Genomic DNA, 26794 nt, shown 5'->3' with positions numbered 1-26794 from the left:
AAATGAACTCGCTTCGCTCAAACAGCATTTCTTTTTACGGAAACTTCGGCTTTCTGACACTCGCCTGCGGATTTTAGGACGATGGTGCTTCGAAGGAAGTTTTACTGTTAGTTACAGATGCGAAATGAATTTTCACAGAAGTGCAATAGGTAATTACAGAAGGAAATATTCGGTTACAGAAGGAAAAATTCGGTTACAGAAGTGAGATAGGTAATTACAGAAAGAAATATTCGGTTACAGAAGCGAAATGAATTTTCACAGAAGTGCAATAGGCAATCACAGAAGGAAATAGATACTTTTGCTAAAAATTTTTTCCAATAAAACGGGACAATTATTATCCTTGAAATAAAAAAATACAATGAAGATATTAATAGCTGACGATCACCCATTTACATTGCAGGGCACAAAAAGCTTTGTCGAATCCTATGGATATAAAGTCATTGACATAATATCATCACAAAATTAGATTTGCCAAAAGAGAAAAATATTCTTCTTATTTGGGCCATTCAAAACGTGAAACCTTAGATGTAATAAAAAAGCGCCTCGAAATTCGAGACGCTTTTGAATACTTAAATAGTTTACACTGCTATTCCAATCTTAGCAATTTCAGTATCCGCTTTTACGTGGGCTGCGTTGGCTCTTCCGCTTGGATCAGTGTTTTCCTGCCATTTAGGTATCCATTTTCGCACTGTTTCAGCTGCGCTAACTTGTGGATAGTATTTATGAAAAATACTTCTATAATAATAGGCCTCTTTCGTTACAGGAGTATTGTATGGGAATAATTTTGAAGCGTTTTCTAATTGTTCATCCGTTACCTGCGAAGCACAATATTCAATTAATGTATCTATCCAGCTATATCCTACTCCATCTGAAAACTGTTCTTTCTGACGCCATAAAACTTCTTCAGGTAAATAAGGCTGCTCAGGAGTATCGAATGCTTTTCTTAAAATATATTTTTCTTTGCCATTGTAAGTTTTAGGCAACTTTTCTTCTGCTTTAATTCGTACGGCAACGTCTAAAAATGCTTTATCCAAAAACGGCACTCGAGCTTCCAATCCATGCGCCATGGTAGACTTATCAGCACGAAGCAAATCGGCAGTAAACAGTTTTTGGATTCGCTCAATAGTTTCCTTCTGAAAATCTTCTGTGGAAGGTGCATTTCTGAAATACAGATAACCGCCAAAAACCTCGTCAGCTCCTTCTCCGGACAATACCACTTTCACTCCCATGTCTGTTATTGCTTTTGATAAAAAATACATTGGCGTACTCGCTCTTACCGAAGTCACGTCATAGGTTTCCAGATGCCAAATCAATTTATCTAAAATTTGAATTCCTTCTTCAATCGTAAAATGAATTTCGTGGTGTTCAGTCCCTAAAAATTCTGCTACTTTTCGCGCTGCTTTTGCATCTGGAGCTTCAGCATCCAAACCAATGGAAAATGAATGCAGTGTTTTGCCTTTTTCTTTTAATAATCTGGCTGCAATGGACGAGGTCAATGAAGAATCCAATCCGCCGGAAAGCAAGACACCAATAGGCACATCACTCATTAAACGTTTGCGGGTTGCTTCAGTTAAAGCTTCTCTTAGTAAAGTAAGATCCAATTCCTGATCTGCTTTTTTATAATCTTCATATTCCGGCTTGTAGTATTTTACAAAACCTGTTTTGGCTGTGTAAAAATGTCCCGGAGGAAAGGTTGAAAATGTTTTACACTCGTCAGCGATAGGTTTCATTTCTGAAGAAAAATAGATACGGCCACGCTCGTCAATTCCATAATACAAAGGTTTAACTCCAAGCGGATCGCGACCGGCAATAAAATCATTTCCGTCAATAACGACAAAAGCAAAATCGCCGTCAAGTTTGTTCAGAAAATCATACCCGAATTCTTCGTATAAATGAACGATCACTTCTGAATCTGATTTGGTTCTGAAAGTATGGTGTTTCAAAATCCCATCTCTTAGTTCCTGATGGTTATAAATTTCGCCATTATGGATCATATACGCTGTTGAAGTTCCTTGTATGGGCTGACGTCCGGAATGCAAGTCAATGATTGACAAACGTTCGTGGCTTAAAATGTGACCTTTTTCAGTGATATACAAATCGCTTTCATCCGGTCCTCTATGAGACATCTTTTTAGACATTTTTCTTACTGATTCAACGTCTTTCCCTTTTCCGATAATGGCTAATATTCCACACATACTGATTCTGTTTATTTGATTATAAAAGCTATATGATATATAACTGAAACAAAATTGCATAATATGATTTATTATTGAAACTAAAAATAACAATTTAGTTATAAATTATTACTAAATATTGAAATATTATTGAAATAGGAAACTAAAAGAGCCTTAAAATAATATTTAAAGTTAAAATTTGTAATCTAAAAGCTTCAAAAAAGTTAAGCTGGTGTTCAGTGAACTTCGTTTGCAGAGAACAGCAGGAAAATGGCTCACTGGCAAGCCCGAACAATCTGCTCAAAAAAAACCCGAACTTTCGTCCGGGATAATTTTTTATTTTACCTGTTTGCCTTTAATAAAAGTATTAGCAGGTTTCACAAAAGGAATAGCATCTATATCTTCTGTGAGTAAATCGTTATCAAAAATGGTAAAATCAGCCCATTTGCCAACTTCCAAACTTCCTTTTTCGTTTTCTTCAAAATTAGAATAGGCCGCCCAAATAGTCATGCCTTTTAGGGTTTCTTCACGAGTAAGGCTGTTTTCCATTTGGAAACCTCCTTCCGGGTGATTTTTTAAATCCTTTCGGGCTACAGCGGCGTAGAAAGTATACATTGGATTTACTTCTTCAATAGGAAAATCAGTGCCAAGTGCCACTAAACCGGCTTTGTCCAGCATTTTTTTATAAGCATACGATGTTTTTATCCTGCTTTTTCCCAAACGGTCTTCCGCCCAATACATATCGGAAGTAGCGTGTGTAGGCTGAACCGAAGGTATAATTCCCAATTTGAAATAATCAAAATCTTCTTCACGTAAAACCTGAGCATGTTCTATTTTCCAGCGACGATCCTGTTTCCCGGCTAAAACTTCTTTATAAACGCGCAACAAAACCGTATTGGCAGAATCTCCGATTGCATGTGAATTCATTTGGTAATCCGAATCAGCAATTTGCCTGGCAATTTGTTTTATCTCGGAAATTGAAGAAAGCATCGCTCCAAAATGCTTGTGTTTATCCGAATATTCATCATGCATACAAGCACCACGCGAGCCTAAAGCACCATCGCCAATAAATTTAAACGAACGGACGTTTAGTTTATCGGTTTTATAAATTCCGAGCTGCGTGTAATAATCGACATTCGCTTTAGTAGCAAGTACCATAGCATAAACATTGATATCCAAAACGTTTTCCTCCTGCAAACTGTCAATTAAATCGATGGTTTCCTTTTCCAGACCAGCTTCATTAATTGTAGTCAAACCGTAGTTAAACATTTCTTTTTGAGCATCTTTCAATGCCTGGATTTGAGTTGCCCGTTTTGGTTTTGGAATAATATTAAAAACCAGCTCCATTGGATTATCAATTAATATTCCGGTCAGTTTTCCGTCTTTTACTTCTATCTGACCGCCTTCCACTTTCGTTTTCACTGTGATTCCTGCCAGTTCAAGTGCTTTACTGTTAGCCAGCATAGCATGACCGTCAATACGTGTTAAGGCTACCGGTGTGTCAGGAAAATAATTGTCCAATGCTTCTTTGGTAGGAAATTCTTTTACTTTCCAATCATTCTGATCCCAACCTCTGCCTTGAATAAAATCAAGATTTTTCTCTTTTTGAAAAGCAACTACTTTGTCAACTACTTCCTTAAAGCTTTGGGTATCGCGTAAATTGACACGTTGCAGATTCATCCCGAAATTATAGAAATGTGTATGAGCATCATAAAACCCAGGATAAATAAACTTTTCAGCTCCATTTATGTTATTTTTTGAAGTATACTTTTTATTGATTTCTGCCGAAGTTCCTATGGCAAGGATTTTTCCGTCTTTTACAGCAAAAGATTCTGCAGTTTCGAAATTTTTATTAACCGTGTAAATTTTTGCATTAGAAACGATTAAATCTACTGAAAGTTTCTTTTGCGCCTGAATTGTTATAGAAAAAAGAAAGACAGAAAGGACAAGATGTTTGAGTTGCATTATGTTGATTTTGGCACTAAAATAGGATATTATTCAATATTTTCAATTGTGAACTTTGAATTATTTACTTCAAATGAAAATCCAATCTGATTTCCCATTAATTGGCTTCCCAATGGCGATTGAGGTGATATAGCAAAAATATTCTGATTCCCAATAGCTATTTTGGGTAAGGCTGTAGCGATATAAACGATTAATGTATTGGTTCTTACCAAACTTCCCAAAGCTACTTTTGAAGTGATTTGCGAAGGATCAATTTTATCTAAAATTACTTTTTGTTCAAGTGATTCTTTGAGTTTCCTTGTAATTTTTTCCTGCTCAATATGCATCATAGACAAAGTGGTTTCATGCTTGTCACCAGCAGAGCCCTTGGCATCATTTTTAGAATCTTCTGTCAGAGCCAAAATCATATCCTGAAAAACATCGATTTTGTCCTGAACCAATTGAAGATATTGATTGTGAATTTGTTGCTTAAGGGTCATCTTTAAAAATCAAACTTATAACAAGCGCCACCAATCACTTGAGCTCCTTGCACAGGATAATTCAGCCAGCGATTGTAATTCTGATTGGCTAAATTATTTCCTTTTAAGAAGAATGTCAATCGCTCATTGTGTTTGTAACCAATGTGTGCATTGATATCAAAGTAGCTGTCTAAAGTTTCTACTGTATCAGGGTTTGGGAAAAGCTGGAAGTTCGTAAATGCATCTTTTCTTTCTCCTACAAAATACAATTTTGTTCCGGCATACCATTTTTTACCAATACTGAAATCAGTTGTAAAAGTAACTTTTAACGCTGGCAAATTCCATGCTTCCTCTTGAATATCAGTAGTATAATCATTTACTTCTGCATTAAGTCCAAGTGTAACGTTTTTATTGACATCTGCTTTTAATTCTCCAAAAAACGAAATAGTTTTTATATTATCATAAACCACATCAAAAGAGTTTCCATAACTGTAATTCTCTGATGGTGAAGACAAATACGGATTCGTTTTGAACAAGGCTTTGTTTTGTGATGAATTGTAAGATGCTCTGATATTATAAGCCAATGCGCTTGCTAATTTTCCTTTTAAACCAGCGTAGATATCATACTGACAATCTGTTGGCGTAATCAATAATGTTGGAGACAAAAACTTATTCTCTCCTGCGAAATCAGCGTAGGAGTTTTGTTTTAATCCGCCTTCTGCTCCTGCAAAAGCAATCATAATATCACCAACCACTTTATAAGATGCTTTCACTTTCGGATAAATAAAGAAATCGGAATCTGAATCGTTTTTCACTCCGGCATAAACATCTTTCATTTTTGAAAAATAAGTTACTTCAGCTCCTAATTCAACAGATAAATCATCCTTTAAGATTTGAAAACTCGGATTCACACTAAAAATCAAATTTGAATTTTGAATATTTGTTGGAACTCCTGCAACAGGATATTGTTTCAGATAGTAAGTATCGAAAGTAGTGTTCAAATAATCTAAGTTGAATTTGGTTTTTACCGAAGTATCTCCGAAATCGAAATTGAAAGCCGGTTTAATGATAAAACGATTTTCTTTTGAACCGTAGTTATCTGAAAAGGCAATAAAATTTAAATTGGCTTTTTTAAAAAAACTGCCTGAAACTGCTAATTCTGAGCCTAGTTTTATGGTTGTATAACTATGTTTTCCGTGTATAGTATCAACTTGAATGTTACTGAAATTCAGATTTTCCAAAGGCAGTCCGTACCAGTTATACACTTCGTTCTTTACTCCCAAATCGGCTTTGAAATTAATGTCCTTTCGGCTGTAACCATACATAGCATTACCTGAAGTCTCTCCGAATTTATCATCAAGAAGCACGCCTTTTATTCCTCCTTGTGACGATTGATGACGAAACATTCCTCCTACATACTGGTATTTATCCAATTCGTGAGTTACAAATAATTCACCATTGACCGTTCCGTAATTTCCAAGGCCCAAAGTAGCGTAATTAGGATATAATTTTTCCTGTTTTGCTTTATCAACACCAGCTGCTTTCCCTTTTGAAGGTGTAAATGTCGATGCTACCGGAAAAGAGAAAATCTGATATTTGATTTCTTCCTTTTTACTGGTTTCATTATCATCAAGTGAAGGTGTTTCCTTTACTTTAAAAGCATCGGAAATGGTTGGAGAATATGGTTTTACAACATTTACCACTTCTGTTCCAATGTTTTCGTCTTTCTTTTGAGCGAAGGAAAAATGAAATGTGATAAGTAGGATTATGATGATTTTATTTTTCATATACAAATTGTTTGTTATTACACGGAATCACATTAAATGACCGGGGTTTTAACTGCGAATATTATTTAGTTATTGACGAATTCGTTTTGGCTTCTTCGGTTTTGATAAAATCGAGTTCTTTTTGAGCTTCTTCGGTTACATCAGTGAAATCTTTAAAATTTTTGATGACACTTTCCAGGATATATGTCGCCTGAAAACTGTCTTTCAACCCGTAGAAATTTTTAGCCATTACTACTAATCCTTTGGCACCAAAATATTTATAACCTGAATAATCTTTGGCTAATTTTTGAACTGCCTTATTTGAATCTTCGAATTTTGATTCTTTATTTTTGAAATAAGCATCATAGTACAGTGCTTCTGCTGCCAATTCTCCTTTAGCGATTTTCTGTAATTTAGCATACGCTTCTTTGGCTTTAGGCTCGTCATTAGCCTGTATCGCCGATCTCGCGACAATAATCTGGGCATCACTTTTAATTTTATCGTCGGTTTTTGGGTTCGCCAATACTTTATCTGCATAAACTACTGCTTTTGCATATTCTTTTCCATCATAATACGCTTTCATCAGATTCGCTTGGGCATAGGTTCTGTTTTGAGGAAAATCGGCTTCAGACTCTAAACGAAGTAAAACAGGAAGTGCTTTGGTATAATCGCTTTTCTTGATGTAAATTTCGCATAAGCGTGACAGCGATTGTTCTGTAAATTCACTGTGTGGCTTGGAAATTACATATTCGTAATTTGGAACCGAATTAGTGACTGAACCGTCTTTATAATACGAATCGGCTAAATAAAAATTAGCTTTAAGCGAATGAATTCCGTTAGGAAAAGCAGTTACATAGCTCGATAGATTTGTAATGGCTTGCTTGGTATTTCCCTGTAAATATTGCTTTTCTGCTGCTTCCCAGGAATCATTGTCCAATTCGGCATCAGAAACTTCTACAAAATCCAATGTTTTAACCCAAATGGCGTATTCATCAACCCTTCCTTTATCAACATAGATTAGTCTCGCGGTTTTCACTGCTTCCAATGCTTCTTCCGATTTTGGAAAATCAGCAGCTACTTTTTTGAATTTAACCAAAGCCAAATCATCTTTGTCTCCATTATAATAAATTAACCCCTGACGAAGAATTGATTTTGAAGTATAACTTCCGGTTCTGAATTCCGAAATTAACTGATCGTATGTTTTAATGGCAGATGCTGTTTCGTTTTCTGCAGTATAGGTATTGGCCAATTCAAACAACGCATCGTCACGGTATTGTGAATTCGGATAGGTTTTTAAAAATTGATTGAAATCTGAAATCTTCTTATCGTTTTTACCCATAAAACCATAACTGATGGCTTTTTGGTATGCGGCATAATCTGCATCAACCGTTTTAAGTGTAATGGCTTTATCATAAGCTTCCATTGCTGCGGAATACTTGGTTGTCACAAAACGGGAATCGGCCAAACGCAGGTAAGCATCGGTTAAACGGGTTTTATCGTCTTTTGAAACCTCAATGTATTTTTGAAAAAAATCGCCAGCCTGATCGTATTCTTTAAGTTTAAAATGCGAATAGGCAATATTGTAATTGGCATTTTTGAATTCCGGCGTATCTTTTGCTTCTGCATAACCCAAAAATTGTTTAAAACTTAGCAATGCATTCGAAAAATCATCTAAAACATATTCAGTTTCTGCTTTCCAGAAAGTGCCTCGGGCCGAAAAATTAGCGTCTTTTTGCTCTGCTATTGATTTTTTGAAAAGCGTTAGTGCTTCTTTGTAATTCCCATCGGTAAACAATTCTAAACCTCTGTAAAAAGATACTTTCTGGTAAGCTACTTTATTTCCGAAAGATTTATTTTTTTCCAATAAAGACAATGCTTCTTTGTAATTTTTGGAAGTGATGTAGGAATTAATCAAAAGATTTTCGATTTCTGTTTTATTTGGATTGTTTGGATATTTTGTCATAAATCCGTTGAGAACATCCGGAACACTTTGGTAAGAATTTCCAATATCGTAACTCAAACGTGCGTAATTTAAATGCGCATCTTCCTGAATTTTTGCATCAAAAGTCATTTCAGATGCATTTTTGAAAGCATTTAACGCTTGTTGTTTTTTATCGGTTTTCAAATAACTTTCTCCAAGATGATAATAGGCATTCTGGGCTACAAAATCATTTCCGCCAATGATTTTATTGAATTGGGAAATGGCATTCTCAAAATCGTTTTGCTTGTAATAAGCATACCCTAACTGGTAAAAATCAGTGTTATTCCATTTTCCTTTTTTCCCTTTATATTCGGTTAAAAACGGGATGGATTTGTCGTATTGTTTCAGGTTAAAATAGCTTTCTCCGATAATTTTATTCAATTCCGATTTTTCCATGGCGTTAGAGCCTGCCATTGCTGCTTTTCCTAATTCTATGGCTTTGTCGAATTTCCCTAATTTGAAATTCATATCCGCCTGAAAATAAGATAATTTCTCTTTGTATTTTTCTTCGCCTGAAACCTGATCGAAATATTTGGTTGCTTCTTTATAGTCATCCCCCTCATACGCTAAAAAACCCAGGTAATATTTGGCTTGCGAACCATATTCCGGCGAATTAACCACTTTGTTAAAATATTGCGTGGCTTCTTTCTTTTTCCCTGAATTGAAAAAACTGTATCCTTTGTAAAAATTGTATTTATCCAGATCATCTTTAGTTAAACTTCCTTCTTCAACTCTATCAAACCATTGTAATGCCTGCGGGTATTTTCCTTGTTCGAAATAATAAGTGGCCACTTCAGTATAAGCCATGTTTTGTTTAGTACTGGTAGGATAATTTTTTACAAAGCTTTCCATTGCTTCATCCGCATTCATCTGATTTAAACGGATAGCACAATTCGCACTGTAATATGTACAATCCGACTGAATTTCAAGGTTTGAATTCTCTTGCTTGATTCTGTCGAAAATAATTTGGGCCGACTGGTATTGCTTATCATTATACAATGACAAGGCCTTATTATAATCCGCTAAATTGTTGGTGTAAATTTCGGATTGCTGAGAGAAAGCTGTTGAAAACCCTAATAAAAATATGGCGATAACGGAGAATGAGAATTTCTGCATGAAAAGACAATTTAGATTTCAAATATAGCACTTTTATAGCACTTTCTTCTTTCTTAAAACGAGGAAAAAACAGCTTTAGTATTCAATTTTTGAATATGGATACAATTTTATTTTGAATAAGAAAGTTAACTTATTACTTTTACGAAATAAATAATCAAAATCATGTCGAAAACAATTTTATCGTTACAGGACGTTACTATATATCAAGAGGGAAACAAAATTTTATCGAATGTAAATCTGAATGTAAGTCCGGGTGAATTTTTGTACATTATTGGGAAAACCGGAACAGGAAAAAGTAGTTTTATGAAAATGCTTTATGCTGATTTACCTTTGACAGAAGGAGAAGGAACAATTGTTGATTATGATTTGAACGGATTGATTGATAATGATATTCCTTTTTTAAGAAGGAAAATAGGAATCGTATTTCAGGATTTTAAACTGTTACCGGACAGAAGCGTAAATGAAAATATGCTTTTTGTACTGAAAGCAACAGGTTGGACTGATGTTAACGAGATGCAGGACAAAATTGATGAAGTATTGGATAAAGTAGGAATGAAGAATTTATCCGGAAAAATGCCGCACCAATTATCCGGTGGTGAACAACAGCGTGTTGCCATTGCAAGAGCACTGCTGAATGATCCTGAATTAATACTTGCCGATGAGCCTACTGGAAATTTAGATCCTCAAACGAGTGTTGAAGTTTTGGATGTTTTGAGAGAAATTAACCAAAACGGAAAAACAATCATTATGGCAACACACGATTATGCCTTACTGATGAAATTCCCATCGAAAACATTAAAGTGCGAAGACGGAACCATCTTTGAAGTAGTTCAGAGAACGGTTTAAAAATAATTAAAAAAAAAGAGTTCGCTTTAGGCGAACTCTTTTTTTATTTAGGCATATCAGTCGGGCCACTCCACTCGGAAAAACCGCCCATTAGATTGTAAGTGGTTTCAAAACCCATTTGACTCATAATACTGCAGGCTTGAGCGCTTCTTCCGCCAGCTTTACAATACACATAGTAATTTTTAGATTTATCCAGTTCTTCTACCTGATAAATAAATCCCTGACCTTTGTAAATATCGATATTGATCGCATTTGGAATGATTCCGTCGTTCCATTCGTCTTCAGTACGAACGTCTAAAATCACGGCATTTTCATCGGACTGAAGCTTATTCCACCAATCTTCTTGTGTTAAATTCATTGTTTTTATTATTTAATATTTCAAAAATACTACGCTTTAATGGAACAACCAATAGCTTTGGTTACTTTTACAGGAACATCTTCGCTTTTTAATAAAGCATTCACTGCATTTTCAACATATTTAGTTTTTACAGCACTTTCATCTGAATAATTATCATCAATAGCACCGATGTATTTTACCTGATTTCCAGCTTTAGTCTTTTGCAATACATAAACATGCGGTGTTTTGGTAGCTCCGAATTGCGGATATATTTTCTGTCCTTCATCAAACAAATAAGGGAATGTAAATCCTTTTTCTTTCGCTCTTTTTTGCATTAAATCGAAACTGTCCTCACTCTGAACGGCCGGGTTATTCGGATTAATCGCTATAACAGGATAGCCCAAATTCTTGTATTTTTTGTCCAGTGCCATTATCCTGTCCTCGTATGCTTTTGCATAAGGACAATGATTACAGGTAAAAACGACGATAAATCCTTTGGCATCTTTAAAATCGCTTAAGGAAACCTTTTTGGAATTTACATTTTTCAGACTAAAATCGGTTGCAACATCCCCTATCTAGTATCCTGAACCTGATTTAACATAAGTAAAAGCACTCATTACTCCTACAAGAATAATAAACGCAGTAATTTTGATTGTTTTCATAATTTTATTTATTTAATATTGATAAGACTTCTTTTTCTAATTCTTCAAAAGTAAAAGAGCGTTCATAAAACATATGGCTCTTTTTATTATAAATATACGTTGCCGGTATAGCTCCACTCCAATTCTTGTCTACTTTTTCTATCCATGAATTAGCATCGGGATCATCTAAATGAATTACTTCAGACTCCATCTTTTTCTTAAGCAGGAATGGGATTAAATTGCTTTCCACCTTTTTAGACATATCCAAACTTACCAGAATTACCTTTACTTTATCTTTTTTATATTTTTGATTAATCTGTTCAAAAGAAGGCAATTCTTTTACACAAGGTAAACACCATGTTGCCCAGAAATTGATGACATAAGTTGTATCATCATCCAATTTTAAAAACGGTTCAAATGAATTAAAATCATATGATTTTACCTGAATTCCGCTACTTTCATAAAGCTTAGCATTCTTCAGTTGCGCAAAAGAAGTAAAATTCGTCAGAACTAATAAAACAATAAGTTTTCGCATTATCCGTTTTTTAAAGATTTCTAAAATTAATCAAACTAAATACCTTCAAATAAAAATTAACAAAAATTTAATACACATTTGTATATACAAACAAACAAATCATACTACATTTGTACCTACAAATTTGGTATTTACAAATATGAGAATCGAGGACATTATAAAATCAACCGTAACATTAAACAATGCAAAAAGAGTATTGCTTAATATTATGATTGCAGAAATTATAATTAATGATCACTTCAATGAGATTTTGAAACCATTTGATTTATCTCCGGAGCAATATAATGTATTACGGATATTAAGAGGCCAAAAAGGAAATCCGGCCAATATGTGTATGATCCAAGAGCGAATGATTGCAAAAACCAGCAATACAACTCGGTTGGTAGATAAACTTTTATTAAAGGATTTTGTCACCCGCAATGTGTGTCCTGACAACAGAAGAAAAATTGAGGTTACTATCACTCAAAAAGGTTTAAATGCTTTGTCTGCAATTGACCCGCAATCTATTGAACATGAAAATTATTTTGCAGAAAAACTAACACAAGAAGAATTAGAACAGTTAAATTATTTATTAGAAAAATACAGAAGTTAAAAAAACATGAGTAAATTTATAGAACATCAGAATTGGCGTTATGCTACAAAAAAATTTGACAGCACAAAAAAAATCACGGATGAAGATTTGAACATCCTAAAAGAAGCAATCAGATTGAGTTCATCATCATATGGATTACAACCTTATAAAATTCTTATTGTAGAAGATCCTGAATTAAGAGCAAAAATTCAACCGGCTGCTTGGGGACAATCACAAATTGTAGACGCTTCACATCTGTTTATTTTCGCAAATATAATTAATTTAGGTGATGAAGAAATAGATACTTATATTACAAATATTGCTGAAACCAGGGGTATTCCAGCGGAAAACATTCAAGGTTACGGAGATTTTATGAAATCAAAAATCACAACACTTCCTGAAGATGATAAAAACAACTGGACGTCAAAACAAACGTATTTGGCTCTTGGAAATTTATTGAACGCTGCAGCTGAATTAAAAATTGATGCCACTCCTATGGAAGGTTTTGAACCTGAAAAAATAAATGAAATTTTAGGCCTTACAGAAAAAGGATTAAATGCATCTTTAATTGCAACCGTTGGATACCGTCATGAAGAAGATGCGACACAACATAATAAAAAAGTCAGAAAATCAAAAGAAGAATTATTTATCAATTTATAATTATTAACTAAAATCAGATTAAACACATGAAAAATTTAAAATCGATTGCATTAGCATTAGTAGTAGCACTTGGAACACTTACAGCTACAGCTCAAACAACAAAAAAAGTAGATCTAGCGAAAAGTAAAATTGACTGGGTTGGAAAAAAAGTTACAGGACAACATTCAGGAACAATTAACTTGAAAGAAGCTTCTTTAATTTTCAATGGAAAAAAATTAGTTGGAGGTAACTTCACTGTAGATATGACATCTATCAACACTACTGATTTAAAAGCTGGTGAAGGTAAAGAAAAATTAGACGGACACTTAAAAGCGGATGATTTCTTCGGTGTTGAGGCACACCCAACTGCAACTTTAGTATTCAAATCTTTAGGATTGAAATCGAAAAATGTTTACACTGTTACTGCTGATTTGACTATCAAAGGAATTACAAAACCAATCACTTTTGATATCCTTGTTAACAAAAACGATGCAACTGCAAAATTATCTGTAGACAGAACTAAATATGATATCAAATACGGATCTGGAAGTTTCTTCGAAGGTCTTGGAGACAAAGCAATTTTAGACAACTTCGATTTAGTTGTAAATTTGAAATTCTAAGTAAAAAAATCAATATATAAAAAAAGCTGTTCAAATTGAGCAGCTTTTTTTTATTTAAATATAGTAAGCAGTCATCATTACCTTTTTAGACAAACTGTCTACATTTAGTCCGTATTCAGATAAACCGTTTTAATAAAATTCTAAAATTATTTAATCGTTAATAAATTCATTTAAAGTATTTTAAATATTATTTTGTATTATTTTTACTACAATATTAATTTTAACCATTTAAAAATGAAAACAAAATTTGCAACCGCCTTTAAGTTGTTTTTAGTATTATTTGTACTAACCTTCAACAGTTGTCAGGACGACAGCACAGAAACTATTCATGAAAATGCCGTTCAAAAGCAATCCATTGATGATTTAAAAAAAGAATTGACTTTGCCATCATCACAAGAGTTGCCGGAAATTGTTCAAGAGCAACTTACGCTTTCAAAAGCAAACCTTACTGCTTATTTACAAAATCAATTACAAATTACCGAAGTAACTGTTTTAGGAAAACTTTCCACGGAAAAAAGCTTGCTTATTGTACAAAATCTGATTGCTGATGAAGAAAGCCCAATCGCTTTTGGAAATATCAAAACTCCGGCATCAGTAGTGATTGGAAAAATGCAAAATATACATTCCGGAAAGCAATTGACAGACAGTCAAAATAATTTGAAAGATTTAGCTGCTCATGAAATAAAAACCGGAGATAATGTTCTTCAAATTACATGGATAAGTAAAGGAGAAAAACTGACAACGCTTTGTTTTTATGGAAATGATGGAATTATTTGGGACAATATCCTTGGTGGATTAATTATGATGGATGCTGACGGAAGATCGCAATCTTCTGCAACAGATTCAAAAGTAGTATCCAAATGGTACAAACAATGGTGGACTGCAGATTGGATTTGGGGTTCACAACGTGGTGAAATTGGTTACCAGATTACAATTTACTATTCCGGTTCAACGGTTTCTAATACAGATGTAAATGATTGGGGAAATATGTCTTTAGGCTCTGCAAGAAGTGAAAGCAAAATAACAAAGAATACTGGAAGTTACGGACAATGCAGATATGCTCTTGGATTATGTACCCCAACGGGATCATTAAGTTTTAATACTTCTTCTTTTTCCGTGTCTTTTTCAGGCCTTGGAAGTAATATTGTAAGTAATGGTTACAAATCGCTTTATCCTTGATAACTCGGTTCATTAAAAAAACTCCTTTGTTTTATTGAAGAACAAAGGAGTTTTTATTTTAAAACACTTTAAACAGCATTCTGATGCTAAAAACGATAACTAAAAAAGCAACCAGCAATACCGCTGTTTTTTGCTGAAGTTTTCCAGCCAGCCTAGCGGCCAAAGGTGCTGCCATTGATCCACCAATAATTAAGCCCAAAACAATATACCAATTACTTACTCCCAAAGAAGCAAAAAAAGTGATTGATGCAGCCAAGGTTACAAAAAATTCTGCTAAACTGACCGTCCCAATAACGTAGCTTGATTTTCTTCCTTTTGCTAACAGCGTTGATGTCACGATGGGTCCCCAACCTCCACCTCCAAAAGCATCAAAAAGACCTCCAAAAAAACCTAATATACCTGTGTTTTTTATCTTCTGCTTTTCAATTTTTTTTCGGAAAGCAATAGCAATAAGACGGATACCAATAATCATAGTATAGGTAGCCAAAACCGCATAAGTAATGGTCTCATATTTATTACCCAGATAAATCAGTAACAACGCACCAAAAACGGCTCCAATCACACCTGGAATTGCCAGCCAAAACAGTAATCTCTTATTTACATTACCGAATTTATAGTGTGAAAAACCACTGATTCCGCTAGAAAACATCTCAGCAGTATGAATACTTCCGCTTATCGCCGGTAATTTTATTCCGAAAAGCATCATAGCCGTCGCACAAGTTACTCCATATCCTAATCCTACAGCTCCATCAACTAATTGCGCGAAAAAACCAACTAAAAGCATTCCGTAAAAGGCAGGAGGTATTTCATTTATATAACCAGTAAGAGTAGGAACAGAAATTAGAGAAGATAAGCTGTATCCAAAGAAAACTGCCAAAAAAACTACTGCAATTTCAAAGGCGAGTTTTTTAAACTTTTTCCCTTCTTTTTTAGTTTTAGCATGATCAGACAATACGGCTGTTGCCTTGTTAAGAGAACTTATTTTCGTTTGAATATCTCCTTTATGTTTTGCTCTGAACTGATTTAAATTTTCAATGCTATCATTAATATTATCCGGAATTGCTTCTTCTAAATGTTCCCTTAACCGACGTGCTAAAACCGGAGATTTACCGTTAGTGGAAATAGCTATTTTAAGGGATCCTTTATTAACAATGGATCCCAAATAAAAATCACATAAATCCGGCTGATCAGCTGCATTGACTAAAATCCCTTCTTTATTTGCTTTTTGCTTTATTTCCCTGTTTAATGCTGCATTTTCAGTGGCAATTATTATAAAATCAGCATCTGTTAAATCGTGGCTTTCAAAAGGACGTTCTTCCCATTCTACGTGAGGATTTTTATGTAGCAACTGCCGTAAATCATGACCAATTTCTTTTGCTATAATCTTAATAGCCACAAAAGGATTTTGCCGCAATAAAGTTTCGGTTTTTTCCAGGCCGACGTTCCCTCCGCCAACAATCAAAAATCGGGCGGATTCTGTTTTTAAAAATATCGGAAATAATGTATTATTCATGGTTCTTATTTTTTAATGAAAGGCTATGAAATAGCGAAAATCTGATAATGTCTCTGTTGTAAAAATCCACTCCTGAATTTCTTTGCTGAAACCAATTCATATAACCAACTTCCACGGCTATTTTAGGGCTTAAAACATAATTTAAAGCCAAATAAACCCGGTTTTGATCGAAAGTGTTTTTTACAATTTTACTCCCAATGTTAACCATCACTTCGTCTTTTACTTTCAGAATAATTTTATCCGATTTTTCCTTTTTTACTATTGGAATATCAACCCCTAACTGATAGCGAAATCTAAAACTTGAAAAACGATAACCTCCAACTAATTCCTCATTTTCAACATCATGAAAAAACCGGGCTTCTGCTTTATATCTATGAGATATTGTCAAAAAAGAAAGTTTTTGTTTGTTATTAAAACCAATGTCGGGTCGCAATTCAGGAACAATCAAATCACTTTCAGAATACGGATCATTTGGACTCTGCAAAAAAAGTATCATTCCTACCGAAGCTGACCAATTTTCAATTAGTTTTCGCTCTAAATTGGTTCTGAAGACTAACTGATTTTGGACCGAAGGATTAATGAAATGCCGCTCTTGGATTTCACTTTTCAAATCCCAATTCTCATTAATCATCATCGAATTATAATAACCATACCAAATTAATTGCTGGTGCGTTACTTTCTTCTGAGCCAATGCCTTAAATTGAGGAGAGAGCAGTGTATAAAAAAGCACTGCACCACTACCGACGCTATTCATTCTGCGAAATAATTTTTCTATATGTAAAATCACCAAATGTTTCGCTTTCAATCCGTTCTTTTGTATATTGGTTAAAAAGAGAATCTACTTCGGTCAGAATTTCTGATTCTGTTTGCTTCTCTTTGTATAATTTATTCAGCCTTTCGCCGAAACGATCACCGCCCAGCATAAAATTATATTGTCCGGGTCCTGTTCCTATAAAACCTAATTCTGCAACATAAGGACGTCCGCAACCATTAGGACAACCCGTCATTCGAATAGAAATTTCGTCATTTTGAAGACTATATTTCTCTAGAATAGGTTCAATTTTAGTGACTAATTCCGGTAAATAACGTTGTGCTTCAGCTAAGGCTAACGGGCAAGTAGGCAGCGCCACACAAGCCATCGAGTTTTTACGCAAGGCACTATCGTTTTTGTTTATTTCATACTTCAAAAGCAGTTCATCAACTTTGGCTTTATTGCTGTCCTCAATTTCTCCTAAAATCAAATTTTGATTTCCCGAAAAGATAAAATTGGATATTTTCAATTGGGCCAGTTCGTATAAAAATTGTTTCTGATAAGGTTTCACAACACCATGCTCTACAAATAAAGTATAAAACCATTTACCTATGTGATTTTGCTCCCATCCAAAGCGGTCGCTTCTTTCAGTGAAAGTAAAAGGCTCTTCAGGTAAAAAATCAAATCCGATGCGGCTTTCCAGTTCTTTTTTGAAGCCATCAACCGTTAATTTATCAACGGTGTATTTCATTCTGGACAATTTTCTGTCGACCCTATTTCCAAAATCCCTTTGAACAGTTAATATCTCATAAACCGCTTTTAGTGTCTTTTCTTCAAAATCCGTAAACCCAATAATCGACCCCAAACGTGCATACGTATTTGGGTTTCCATGAGTAGTCGCCAATCCACCGCCAATAGCAATGTTGAATCCTTTCAATTTATTATTTTCGATAATCGCAATCAAGCCAATGTCATTGGTAAAAACATCCACATCATTTGAAGGAGGAATCGCAATGGCTATTTTGAACTTTCTTGGCAAATAACGGTCTTCGTATAGCGGATCTGCTTCTGAAGAGCGTTCGTAAATCTTCTCTCCATCCACAAACACTTCATAATACGATTGTGTTTTAGGCAATAGCAACGTAGAAATCTTATCCGCGTATTCATAAATTTCCTGATGTAAAGGTGAAATTTGCGGATGCGAACTCACTATTACATTTCTGTTTACATCGCCACAAGCCGCAATTGAATCTAGTTTTGCCGTGTTAAATGCTTGAATTGTTGGTCGCAGCTGATGTTTTAGCAAACCGTGCAATTGTACCGTCTGACGGGTCGTAATTTTTAATGTTCCAGTTCCGAATTCCTCGGAAATATCATGTGTTGCAATCCATTGATCTGCATTGATAACCCCACCGGGAATACGCAACCGAATCATAAAAGAATACAATTTGTCTAATTTTTTCTCTGCACGCTCCACTCTCCTATCCCTATCGTCCTGTACATACATTCCGTGGAATTTCACCAGCGTTTCATCATCCGGACGAACGTTCCCTGTGTGATTATCTTGATCTATACTTTCCTTTAATGTCCCTCTTAGGCCATCACTTTTCGTTTTTATGGCTTCTATGGGTGATAATTTTTCGCTCATTGTATTTTGTTTTTGTGACAATTCTTCACGTTATACTATATTTCTTATGTTACCAGACGTGGTAATTGGGGTTCCCAACATCATTGACCACGTTATAAGACGTGATGTTTGGCGTTATAGACGTGGTTGACCACGTTACCTGACGTGGTAATTGGGGTTCCAAACGTCATTGACCACGTTATAAGACGCGATGTTTGGCGTTATAGACGTGGTTGACCACGTTACCTGACGTGGTAATTGGGGTTCCAAACGTCATTGACCACGTTATAATACGTAATATTTGGCGTTGTAGACGTGGTTGACCACGTCAGGTAACTGCCGTACTGCCTTCTGAACCCCTTAGTACACGTCTTTTTGATAACGACCTTCGGTCTCTAAAGCTTCTAAATATTCTTTGGCTTCTGTTACGCTAATTTTTTTCTTAGTTTGAATAATTTCCAGCAATGCATTTTCAACATCTGTGCTCATTGGATTTTTTTGACCACAGACATAGATGTATGCTCCGTTTTCAATCCATCGATACAATTCATCCGCATTTTGTTTTAATCGGTCCTGTACATATATTTTATCTTTCTGATCACGTGAAAAAGCGGTGTCTAATTTGGTTAAAACCCCAGTTGACAGCCATTCCTGTATTTCAGTCTGGTAATAGAAATCGGAAACAAAATGCTGTTCGCCAAAAACCAGCCAATTCTCCCCTTCAGCTCCTGTAGCATCACGATGCGCTAAAAAACTTCTGAAAGGTGCAATTCCTGTTCCCGGTCCGATCATGATGACAGCTTTATCGGCTTCAGGCAATTTGAAATTCTGATTTTTGTGAATGTAAAATTCAATCTCGCCTTCTTTTGGAAAATCGGCTAAAAACTGAGAACACAAACCAGTTTTCTCCTCTCCATCAACCGAAAATGTACTCAGATTGACCGTTACGTGCACTTGTTCTTCATGTGCTTCCAAAGCAGAAGAAATAGAATACAACCGCGGAGCAATAGGATGAAGCAGTGCTACTACAGCCGCTGCTGCAACACTTTCTGGTTTATTGTATTTCTTGAGAATATCTAATAAATCAGCCTTTTCTTCCGTAATTTCAGTTTGAAATAGTTGAGATAAAGCGTCCAATGATTTTTTGCTTAGCCCTCTTACATTTTTATCTAAAAACTCTTTGCTGTTTGCTTCTGTTCCAAAAAAAGAAGTGATTTCTGTAATTTCCTGTGCCTTGTTTTTCGGATAAAAACCAATAGCATCACCCGGCTCGTACACAAGTGTATCATCGGCAGTAATTTCGATATGATACGTTTCTTTATTTGAACCGCTGTCATTTAGAACCACTTTATGACTGACAATTCCTGTATAAGTCTTCTTACTAGCAGCAACTTTTTCGGTTGTTTGCTTCTGAATAGGAGCTTCTATCCCTGCATTTTGAAGATTTGCCAGAATTTCATTAAACCAAGCTTCAGCAGTTTGCCCATAATCAACATCTGCCTTTTGAAAAGCAGTAATCCGCTGGCCTCCCAGACGATTCAATTGCTCATCGATAGCTTCACCAGCACGACAAAACAAAGGATAAGATGAATCTCCCAAACCTAAAACACTGAACTTAGTTTTAGACAAATCTGCCGAAGAATTACTCAAGTTATGAAAGAATTTTATAGCATTTTGAGGAGGATCTCCCTCTCCTTGCGTACTCATAATGACTAGGAGCAGTTCTTCTTTAGTCAGTTTTTCAATAGGATACTGAAAAGCATCCACTACTTTCGACTGGATTTTATTTTTTTTCAGCAAAGCCTGCAGCTGAGTTGCCAGTTTTTTAGAATTCCCAGTTTCTGTTCCGTAAACAATCGTTGGTTTAATCGAAATTACCGAAGGTATGACTGAAGCAGGCAAGGTTTCATTTTGCGCTAAAATTCCAGCCAAATATCCTTTAGTCCAAATGATTTCCTCACGTGAATAGTGTCTGACTAAATCTTTAAGTACCGTTAATTTGTTTTCAGCTAGCATGTTGAATGTTTATTATATGATTATCAAAATAAGAATTTGATGTGGCTTGTTCTTTATACCAATTGTATTGCTTGTGCAAGTTGACCACATTACCCACAATTAAAATTGTAGGCACATATTCAAATTGAGGAAGTTCCTTCACTTTCAGCTCCTCAAACGAAAAAACAGTAGTTTTTTGAAAAGGTGTTGTGGCTTGTTGCACAACAGCAATACCTTTATTGGACTGTATTTCATTTAGAAGTAAATAATCCGCCAACTGATGTAATCTTTGTCCGCTCATATAGAAAACCAGGGTATCGTCAGTTTTAGCCCAATCTTTCCATTGGCTTGGTGCTACAGAATGCAGATCGAACAACGTCAAAAAGCGAACACCACGAGCATGCTCACGAGCTGTCAATGGAATCCCTGTATAAGCAGCAGCTCCAAATGCAGCAGAAATCCCAGGAACGATTTCATACGGAATTTCGTTGGCTTTTAATACCTGCAATTCATCCAGAATATTAGAGAAAAGCGAAGCATCTCCGCCTTTCAAACGTAAAACCAGTTTGTTTTGCTGCGCAAACCTGACCATCTGATTATTGATATCTTCCTGTGGTGTATGAATTCCTTTGGAACATTGCTTTCCCACATAAATCACCTCTGCCTCTTTTCGGGCATTGTTAAAAATCATTTCAGGCGACACCAATCTGTCGGTTAAAATGACATCTGCTGTCTGTAAATATTTTAATGCTTTCACACTTATTAAATCAGGATCACCAGGACCAGCTCCGGCTAAAATTACTTTCCCTATTTTTTCTATTTTCATCGTATCTCTTTTTTACTTCACTCTGATTCTTCTAAAAAAGAAGAAAAGAAAATGTGATTAGTTTTCTGGTACACTTTATCGGTTTACCAGATTTTTATTTTCTGTTGTATCATATTCAAATAACCCTTCAATGGACAGGTAACGTTCTCCTGTATCGTAATTAAAAGTCAGAATGGTTGCTCCATCCGGGGTCTGATCCAGCTTTTTGGCAACAGCCGCTAAAGAAGCCCCTGTGGAAATCCCTACTAATATTCCTTCCTGTTTCGCAATATTCCTTGCATATTCAAACGCTTCTTCTTTCCCAACTTGCACTACCTCATCGATTAAATCATTTTGAAAAATAGAAGGCACAAACCCTGCACCAATACCTTGTAAAGGGTGTGGTCCCGGAGCACCACCACTTAATACCGGAGACAATTCCGGTTCGACGGCAATTACTTTCAGTTGAGGAAATTTCGCTTTCAATACTTTCGCTACGCCAGTAATATGTCCGCCAGTTCCTACGCCAGTGATGATGTAATCTAGACCTTCAGGAAAATCTGAAATGATTTCCTGAGCTGTGGTTCTTTCATGGACTTCAACATTCGCAGGATTGTCAAATTGTTGTGGCGACCAGGCATTAGGGATTTGTGCAACCAGTTCGTTTGCCTTTTCGATAGCTCCTTTCATTCCTTTTTCGCGGGGTGTCAATTCGAATTCCGCTCCATAGATTTCCATCAGTTTCCTTCTTTCAACACTCATAGATTCAGGCATTACCAGAATCACTTTATACCCTTTAACAGCAGCCACTAAAGCCAATCCTATTCCTGTGTTCCCAGAGGTAGGTTCTACAATAATACTATCCGGATGCAAGATTCCTTTACGTTCCGCATCTTCAATCATTGCTAATGCAATTCTGTCTTTGATACTGTTTCCTGGATTATTTTTTTCTAATTTGATCCACACTTTTTTATTGTTCCCATATAGTTTATTAAGTTGGACAACCGGTGTATTTCCTATGGTTTCTAAAATATTATTTGCTTTCATTTTACTACGTTTTTATTTCTTTTTAATTGTGTTGTTTCTTTTTTTTCACAGATTTCAATGATTATCATTGATTTTTTGTATTGTCTTACTTCTTGTCTCTAAATCACAAAGTTTAGTGGCTCAGGAAAAGGATCTTTATTCTTTATGACTATTTCACTTTTGTGATAAACCAGTGATTTCGGTGGGATAGAATGGGTAATCCAGACATTTCCTCCAATAACCGATTCTTTCCCTATGATTGTATTTCCGCCTAGTATCGTTGCATTGGCATAAATAATAACCTTATTTTCGATGGTTGGATGGCGTTTTACTTCTGCTTTGTCCTTACTCACCGTTAATGCACCGAGTGTAACACCCTGATAGATTTTTACGTCATTGCCAATTACCGATGTTTCCCCAATTACAACTCCTGTTCCATGATCGATAAAAAAGCGTTCCCCAATTTTTGCTCCCGGATGAATATCGATACCTGTTTTGCTATGCACATATTCCGAAATTAATCGCGGTAACACTGGAACCCCCATTTTCCAAAGATGATTGGACAACCTGTAAACAGCGATGGCAAAAAAGCCTGGGTAAGCCACTAAAACTTCGCTTCGGGATTTAGCAGCCGGATCAAAATTGAAAACCGTTTCCAGATCTGCTTCCAGCCAACTGTGAATCAATTCAAGTGCTGAGAAAAAATCTTCTGTTATTGCTTTAGTATTTTCAGTATAAATGAGAACGCTGTTTAATAATCCGCTTAAATCATCCTTTAATTGTTTTTCCTTTTTCAGAAAAAAATCGGCATCTTCATATGATTCTCCTATTGAAAACAGCCAGTAAAAAAGATCCTCTACCCAGATTTCCGTTTTGATTTTATCCGGCAGTTTTTTGACCTTTGAATTATTCTTTTTATAAATAGGATGTATCATATTCTAAAAAATATTAAGCCAGAAAAAGCAAGGCACCCACTGTATTATGTGTTGTTTCATCGATTAAAATAGCATTCCCGTTTTTTGAATTTTCCGAAAAAGCATCAAAGAATAATGGCTGGTTCGACTTTAATGAAATTTGACCAATGTCATTCAGTTGAATCTCGTTTGCTTCGCTGAACTGCCATTCGTTGCTGTCCCATTTTTTATCAATAGATTGAATTTTTACCCGAACCTTCCTGAAGCGATGCTGTAAAACATAAGTTTTTCCAATTTGCAGTGCCGTATGATCCAGCCAGGAAACCCAAGATTTCAAATCATTCGAAGAAAGTGGCAACTCATTTGTTTTAACGATACTATCGCCTCGGCTGATGTCGATATTTTCAGCTAAATGCAGAACGATATTCTCCCCTGCAATTGCTTTTTGAATAGCTTCCTGATGCTTTTCAATTTTCAGAACAGTTGTTTCAATACCGGAAGGCAAAATAGTGATCTGATCCCCTACCTGATACGTACCGCTTAACACTTGGCCGGCATAACCCCGGTAATCATGGTTTTCCGTATCTTTAGGACGGATGACCCATTGCACCTGAAAACGGGAAGCTAAGTTTTCGCTTGACGGGATTTCGATATACTCTAATGTTTTCAGCAGCGTATCCCCTTCAAACCAAGGTGTGTAGATTGATTTATCTACAATATTATCTCCTTCAAGTGCGCTGATAGGAATATATATGATCTCGTCAAAATTCAGATTCTCTTTCAAGTTCTCGAAATCTCCCTTTATCGAGTTGAAAACAGGCTCCGAATAATTGACTAGATCTATTTTATTGATAGCAATAATGGCTTTTTTGATACCAATCAGCGAACCGATACTTGCATGTCTTTTTGTTTGGGTCGTGATTCCTTTTCGAGCATCCACAAGAATGATAATTAAATTGGAATTGGAGGCCCCGGTAATCATATTCCTGGTATATTGCTCGTGTCCGGGAGCATCGGCAATAATAAATTTTCTCTTTTTAGTTGAAAAATATTTGTAAGCCACATCGATGGTAATTCCTTGCTCTCGTTCGGCGCGCAATCCATCAGTAATTAGTGACAGATCAATATCAACTCCTTCCTGTTTGGTCTGTTTTTGCAAAATACCCAATTGATCCGTGTGAATGCTGTCAGAATCATAAAGTAAGCGGCCAATTAGCGTACTTTTTCCGTCGTCTACATTTCCTGCTGTTATAAATTTTAATGTGTTCATCTTTGTTAATGTTTTAATTTGGTTACCTGAAACCTTTAAAAATATCCTTGTTTTTTTCTGTCCTCCATCGCCGCTTCGGAAAGCTGATCGTCTAACCTTGTCTGTCCTCTTTCGCTAATTCTGGTTTGGATGATATCATCTATTATATCCTGAATTGTTGAGGCTGTGGAAGGAACGGCTGCCGTACAAGTCATATCACCAACGGTTCTGTATCTGACTTTCTCGATAACAACTTCATCAGATGGTAATGGCTGAATAAATTCAGATGTAGCTACCAGCTTATCATGATGAACAATACATTCTCTGTCATGGGCAAAATAGAGGCTTGGTAGTTCAATTTTGTATTTTTGAATGTAATTCCATACATCTAATTCGGTCCAGTTGCTTATTGGAAATACGCGAACATTGTGTCCTTTTTCTATTTTTCCATTTAAGATATCCCACAATTCAGGACGCTGCAGTTTTGGATCCCATTGCCCAAAATCGTCACGGACAGAAAAAATGCGTTCTTTGGCTCTAGCCTTCTCCTCGTCACGTCGTGCGCCTCCGATACAGGCATCAAACTCGTTTTCCTGAATAGCATCTAAAAGTGCATATGTTTGCAGTGCATTTCTGGATGGAAATCGGCCTTGAGTTTCTTTTAAATTGTATTTTTTGATACTATTTTCAACAGAAGCTACAATTAATTTTTCTCCAATTTTATCCGCCAGATAATCTCGGAAGGCAATAGCTTCAGGAAAATTATGGCCGGTATCAATGTGTACCAGCGGAAAAGGAAATTTCCCGGGACGAAAGGCTTTTTGAGCCAAATGCACCAATACGATTGAATCTTTACCTCCTGAAAACAGCAATGCTGGTTTTTCGAACTGCGCTGCCGTTTCCCGAAGAATATAAATAGCTTCGTCTTCCAGTTGATTTAAATAATGTGTTGAATTGCTCATTGTACTTGTATTTATCTGTTTATTATTTTTTAACTATGTAATCCGCATTCTTTTTTTGAGGTATCTTCCCACCACCATCTGCCTGCCCTGAAATCTTCGCCTTCTTTTAGTGCTCTAGTGCAAGGAGCGCAACCAATACTTACAAATCCCTGATCGTGCAATACATTGTAGGGAACTCCTTTTTTTGTTACATAATCCTTTACTTCCTCAGTTGTCCAATGCAATAATGGATTGTATTTGTAGAGTTCGTATTGTTCGTCCCACTGAAGAATTTCGAGTTCGTTCCTGTTGGGTGAATGTTCCGCCCGCAGCCCTGTTATCCAGATTTTCACGTCTTTTAGGGCTCTTTGCAGCGGTTCTACTTTCCGGATATGGCAACATTGCTTTCGTAAATTGACACTTTCGTAAAAAGGATTAATTCCATTTTCATTTATAAATCCTTCTATTTTTTTATTGTTAGGATAATAAGCACTGATTTTCTGTCCATATTGAATTTGAGTTTTATCCCAAGTGGCGTACGTTTCCTGAAATAATCTTCCTGTATCAAGGGTAAACACCTCAACTGCCGAAAGTTTTTGAGAAAAAATCACATCCGTTATTACCTGGTCTTCAATGCCAAAGCTGGTAGAAAACACAATCTTTCCAGAGAAGTTTTCGGCTAAAAACTTCAAATTCTCCCGGATATCCTGATTTTGCTTTAATTGATTACTGATTTCGTGATTCATGTTTTTCTGTTTGATTATGGATATAAAAAAAGCCCCTTGAGATCAAGAGGCTTACGTTTAGGTATACTATTATTTACATCAAATAATAAGATAGACAGCCTCTTGCGAAGTTTCGCATACAACACATCATCATCATACAAATTGCAGATGTTACTATGGCCGTTATTATCATTATTGTGTTCATTTTATTTGTGTAATTTAAATTTAGTGTAAAAAAAAACTCCTCAATTTCTTGAGGAGTTTTGCAAATATGTTTTGTTGTTTTAAAACATTAACGAATAGCAAATACCTCCTCATTATCTGAGCAGCACATACACATCATCATATTTAAAACTTGATTTGTCATTATTTTGTTTCTTTTGAACGGTACAAACTTATAACATTTTTTAAATACATTCC

General features: G+C 35.6%; 23 protein-coding genes and 1 pseudogene. 6 read left to right on the top strand and 18 right to left on the bottom strand.

The genetic code is table 11. From position 1 onward, the window contains the following. The coding region (locus ACRDEC_RS01030; RefSeq protein WP_431496475.1) for a hypothetical protein at positions 1–205 on the top strand (205 nt) is incomplete at its 5' end. A 373-nt stretch (positions 206–578) separates the two neighbouring features. Here the strand turns inward: ACRDEC_RS01030 and asnB are convergent. From asnB to ACRDEC_RS01005, 5 genes are all read right to left on the bottom strand, one after another. Beyond that, positions 579–2195 (bottom strand): asparagine synthase B, encoded by a 1617-nt coding sequence (gene asnB / locus ACRDEC_RS01025; protein ID WP_431496474.1) that lies wholly within the window; start codon positions 2193–2195, stop codon positions 579–581. 315 nt (positions 2196–2510) lie between these two features. Beyond that, positions 2511–4139 carry an amidohydrolase gene (locus ACRDEC_RS01020; RefSeq protein WP_431496473.1) on the bottom strand — a complete coding sequence of 543 codons (1629 nt, stop codon included), beginning with the start codon at positions 4137–4139 and terminating at the stop codon, positions 2511–2513. Positions 4140–4168: 29 nt separating this feature from the next. Beyond that, positions 4169–4618 carry a hypothetical protein gene (locus tag ACRDEC_RS01015; RefSeq protein ID WP_431496472.1) on the bottom strand — a complete coding sequence of 150 codons (450 nt, stop codon included), beginning with the start codon at positions 4616–4618 and terminating at the stop codon, positions 4169–4171. A 2-nt stretch (positions 4619–4620) separates the two neighbouring features. After that, entirely contained in the window at positions 4621–6384 is a 1764-nt protein-coding gene (locus ACRDEC_RS01010) for a TonB-dependent receptor (protein ID WP_431496471.1), read from the bottom strand. A gap of 61 nt (positions 6385–6445) precedes the next feature. Further along, complete coding sequence (locus tag ACRDEC_RS01005; RefSeq protein ID WP_431496470.1) at positions 6446–9460, bottom strand: tetratricopeptide repeat protein; 3015 nt, start codon at positions 9458–9460, stop codon at positions 6446–6448. A gap of 162 nt (positions 9461–9622) precedes the next feature. On the opposite strand from ACRDEC_RS01005, the gene ACRDEC_RS01000 reads away from it, so the two are divergent. Beyond that, positions 9623–10306 carry a cell division ATP-binding protein FtsE gene (locus ACRDEC_RS01000; RefSeq protein WP_431496469.1) on the top strand — a complete coding sequence of 228 codons (684 nt, stop codon included), beginning with the start codon at positions 9623–9625 and terminating at the stop codon, positions 10304–10306. A gap of 43 nt (positions 10307–10349) precedes the next feature. Here ACRDEC_RS01000 and ACRDEC_RS00995 read toward each other — a convergent pair whose 3' ends face one another. The 3 genes and pseudogenes from ACRDEC_RS00995 to ACRDEC_RS00985 form a co-directional block, all read right to left on the bottom strand. Continuing rightward, positions 10350–10664 carry a rhodanese-like domain-containing protein gene (locus ACRDEC_RS00995; RefSeq protein WP_431496468.1) on the bottom strand — a complete coding sequence of 105 codons (315 nt, stop codon included), beginning with the start codon at positions 10662–10664 and terminating at the stop codon, positions 10350–10352. Between the two features lie 29 nt (positions 10665–10693). Next, positions 10694–11305: pseudogene (locus ACRDEC_RS00990) on the bottom strand (thioredoxin family protein). A 4-nt stretch (positions 11306–11309) separates the two neighbouring features. Further along, a complete protein-coding gene (locus ACRDEC_RS00985) occupies positions 11310–11819 on the bottom strand; it encodes a TlpA disulfide reductase family protein (protein ID WP_431496467.1) in 510 nt (169 codons plus the stop codon). A gap of 139 nt (positions 11820–11958) precedes the next feature. On the opposite strand from ACRDEC_RS00985, the gene ACRDEC_RS00980 reads away from it, so the two are divergent. The 4 genes from ACRDEC_RS00980 (at position 11959) to ACRDEC_RS00965 (ending at position 14828) form a co-directional block, all read left to right on the top strand. Continuing rightward, entirely contained in the window at positions 11959–12411 is a 453-nt protein-coding gene (locus tag ACRDEC_RS00980; protein WP_431496466.1) for a MarR family winged helix-turn-helix transcriptional regulator, read from the top strand. Positions 12412–12417: 6 nt separating this feature from the next. Continuing rightward, positions 12418–13050, top strand: a complete 633-nt coding sequence (locus ACRDEC_RS00975) for an NAD(P)H-dependent oxidoreductase (RefSeq protein ID WP_431496465.1) — start codon at positions 12418–12420, stop codon at positions 13048–13050. A gap of 26 nt (positions 13051–13076) precedes the next feature. Continuing rightward, the gene (locus tag ACRDEC_RS00970; protein ID WP_431496464.1) at positions 13077–13649 is read left to right on the top strand and encodes a YceI family protein; all 573 of its coding nucleotides are present in this window, start codon (positions 13077–13079) and stop codon (positions 13647–13649) included. Positions 13650–13883: 234 nt separating this feature from the next. Further along, on the top strand, positions 13884–14828 hold the full coding sequence (locus ACRDEC_RS00965) for a hypothetical protein (RefSeq protein WP_431496463.1): 945 nt from the start codon (positions 13884–13886) through the stop codon (positions 14826–14828). A 58-nt stretch (positions 14829–14886) separates the two neighbouring features. Here the strand turns inward: ACRDEC_RS00965 and ACRDEC_RS00960 are convergent, their stop codons facing one another. From ACRDEC_RS00960 to ACRDEC_RS00915, 10 genes are all read right to left on the bottom strand, one after another. After that, a complete protein-coding gene (locus ACRDEC_RS00960) occupies positions 14887–16341 on the bottom strand; it encodes a TSUP family transporter (protein ID WP_431496462.1) in 1455 nt (484 codons plus the stop codon). After that, positions 16334–17095 (bottom strand): DUF2490 domain-containing protein, encoded by a 762-nt coding sequence (locus ACRDEC_RS00955; protein ID WP_431496461.1) that lies wholly within the window; start codon positions 17093–17095, stop codon positions 16334–16336. Before ACRDEC_RS00955 ends, ACRDEC_RS00960 begins: the two co-directional genes overlap by 8 nt. Continuing rightward, positions 17088–18761 (bottom strand): NADPH-dependent assimilatory sulfite reductase hemoprotein subunit, encoded by a 1674-nt coding sequence (locus tag ACRDEC_RS00950; RefSeq protein WP_431496460.1) that lies wholly within the window; start codon positions 18759–18761, stop codon positions 17088–17090. The genes ACRDEC_RS00955 and ACRDEC_RS00950 overlap by 8 nt, the downstream gene beginning before the upstream one ends. 318 nt (positions 18762–19079) lie before the next feature. Beyond that, positions 19080–20735, bottom strand: coding sequence for a diflavin oxidoreductase (locus ACRDEC_RS00945; protein WP_431496459.1), 1656 nt, complete (start codon positions 20733–20735; stop codon positions 19080–19082). Then, positions 20725–21540 carry a uroporphyrinogen-III C-methyltransferase gene (cobA, locus tag ACRDEC_RS00940; RefSeq protein ID WP_431496458.1) on the bottom strand — a complete coding sequence of 272 codons (816 nt, stop codon included), beginning with the start codon at positions 21538–21540 and terminating at the stop codon, positions 20725–20727. Before cobA ends, ACRDEC_RS00945 begins: the two co-directional genes overlap by 11 nt. Before the next feature lie 75 nt (positions 21541–21615). After that, entirely contained in the window at positions 21616–22566 is a 951-nt protein-coding gene (gene cysK / locus ACRDEC_RS00935) for a cysteine synthase A (protein ID WP_431496457.1), read from the bottom strand. 98 nt (positions 22567–22664) lie between these two features. Next, entirely contained in the window at positions 22665–23480 is an 816-nt protein-coding gene (gene epsC, locus ACRDEC_RS00930; RefSeq protein WP_431496456.1) for a serine O-acetyltransferase EpsC, read from the bottom strand. A 13-nt stretch (positions 23481–23493) separates the two neighbouring features. Next, positions 23494–24729 (bottom strand): sulfate adenylyltransferase subunit 1, encoded by a 1236-nt coding sequence (locus ACRDEC_RS00925; protein ID WP_431496455.1) that lies wholly within the window; start codon positions 24727–24729, stop codon positions 23494–23496. A 35-nt stretch (positions 24730–24764) separates the two neighbouring features. Beyond that, positions 24765–25670, bottom strand: coding sequence for a sulfate adenylyltransferase subunit CysD (gene cysD, locus ACRDEC_RS00920; protein ID WP_431496454.1), 906 nt, complete (start codon positions 25668–25670; stop codon positions 24765–24767). A gap of 29 nt (positions 25671–25699) precedes the next feature. Next, complete coding sequence (locus ACRDEC_RS00915; RefSeq protein WP_431496453.1) at positions 25700–26395, bottom strand: phosphoadenylyl-sulfate reductase; 696 nt, start codon at positions 26393–26395, stop codon at positions 25700–25702. Between the last annotated feature and the right edge of the window lie 399 nt (positions 26396–26794).

The organism is Flavobacterium sp., assembly GCF_050696275.1.
Taxonomy (GTDB): Bacteria; Bacteroidota; Bacteroidia; order Flavobacteriales; family Flavobacteriaceae; genus Flavobacterium.
This window is presented reverse-complemented; position numbering and strand designations above follow the sequence as displayed.

Coding starts and splice junctions, on each gene's coding strand:
- ACRDEC_RS00925 (WP_431496455.1), bottom strand. CDS start 24,729: ATGAACACATTAAAATTTATAACAGCAGGAAATGTAGACGACGGAAAA.
- ACRDEC_RS00965 (WP_431496463.1), top strand. CDS start 13,884: ATGAAAACAAAATTTGCAACCGCCTTTAAGTTGTTTTTAGTATTATTT.
- ACRDEC_RS00960 (WP_431496462.1), bottom strand. CDS start 16,341: ATGAATAATACATTATTTCCGATATTTTTAAAAACAGAATCCGCCCGA.
- ACRDEC_RS00915 (WP_431496453.1), bottom strand. CDS start 26,395: ATGAATCACGAAATCAGTAATCAATTAAAGCAAAATCAGGATATCCGG.
- cysK (WP_431496457.1), bottom strand. CDS start 22,566: ATGAAAGCAAATAATATTTTAGAAACCATAGGAAATACACCGGTTGTC.
- ACRDEC_RS01015 (WP_431496472.1), bottom strand. CDS start 4,618: ATGACCCTTAAGCAACAAATTCACAATCAATATCTTCAATTGGTTCAG.
- ACRDEC_RS01020 (WP_431496473.1), bottom strand. CDS start 4,139: ATGCAACTCAAACATCTTGTCCTTTCTGTCTTTCTTTTTTCTATAACA.
- ACRDEC_RS00970 (WP_431496464.1), top strand. CDS start 13,077: ATGAAAAATTTAAAATCGATTGCATTAGCATTAGTAGTAGCACTTGGA.
- ACRDEC_RS01005 (WP_431496470.1), bottom strand. CDS start 9,460: ATGCAGAAATTCTCATTCTCCGTTATCGCCATATTTTTATTAGGGTTT.
- cysD (WP_431496454.1), bottom strand. CDS start 25,670: ATGAGCAATTCAACACATTATTTAAATCAACTGGAAGACGAAGCTATT.
- asnB (WP_431496474.1), bottom strand. CDS start 2,195: ATGTGTGGAATATTAGCCATTATCGGAAAAGGGAAAGACGTTGAATCA.
- cobA (WP_431496458.1), bottom strand. CDS start 21,540: ATGAAAATAGAAAAAATAGGGAAAGTAATTTTAGCCGGAGCTGGTCCT.
- epsC (WP_431496456.1), bottom strand. CDS start 23,480: ATGATACATCCTATTTATAAAAAGAATAATTCAAAGGTCAAAAAACTG.
- ACRDEC_RS00985 (WP_431496467.1), bottom strand. CDS start 11,819: ATGCGAAAACTTATTGTTTTATTAGTTCTGACGAATTTTACTTCTTTT.
- ACRDEC_RS01010 (WP_431496471.1), bottom strand. CDS start 6,384: ATGAAAAATAAAATCATCATAATCCTACTTATCACATTTCATTTTTCC.
- ACRDEC_RS00955 (WP_431496461.1), bottom strand. CDS start 17,095: ATGAATAGCGTCGGTAGTGGTGCAGTGCTTTTTTATACACTGCTCTCT.
- ACRDEC_RS00980 (WP_431496466.1), top strand. CDS start 11,959: ATGAGAATCGAGGACATTATAAAATCAACCGTAACATTAAACAATGCA.
- ACRDEC_RS00945 (WP_431496459.1), bottom strand. CDS start 20,735: ATGCTAGCTGAAAACAAATTAACGGTACTTAAAGATTTAGTCAGACAC.
- ACRDEC_RS01000 (WP_431496469.1), top strand. CDS start 9,623: ATGTCGAAAACAATTTTATCGTTACAGGACGTTACTATATATCAAGAG.
- ACRDEC_RS00975 (WP_431496465.1), top strand. CDS start 12,418: ATGAGTAAATTTATAGAACATCAGAATTGGCGTTATGCTACAAAAAAA.
- ACRDEC_RS00995 (WP_431496468.1), bottom strand. CDS start 10,664: ATGAATTTAACACAAGAAGATTGGTGGAATAAGCTTCAGTCCGATGAA.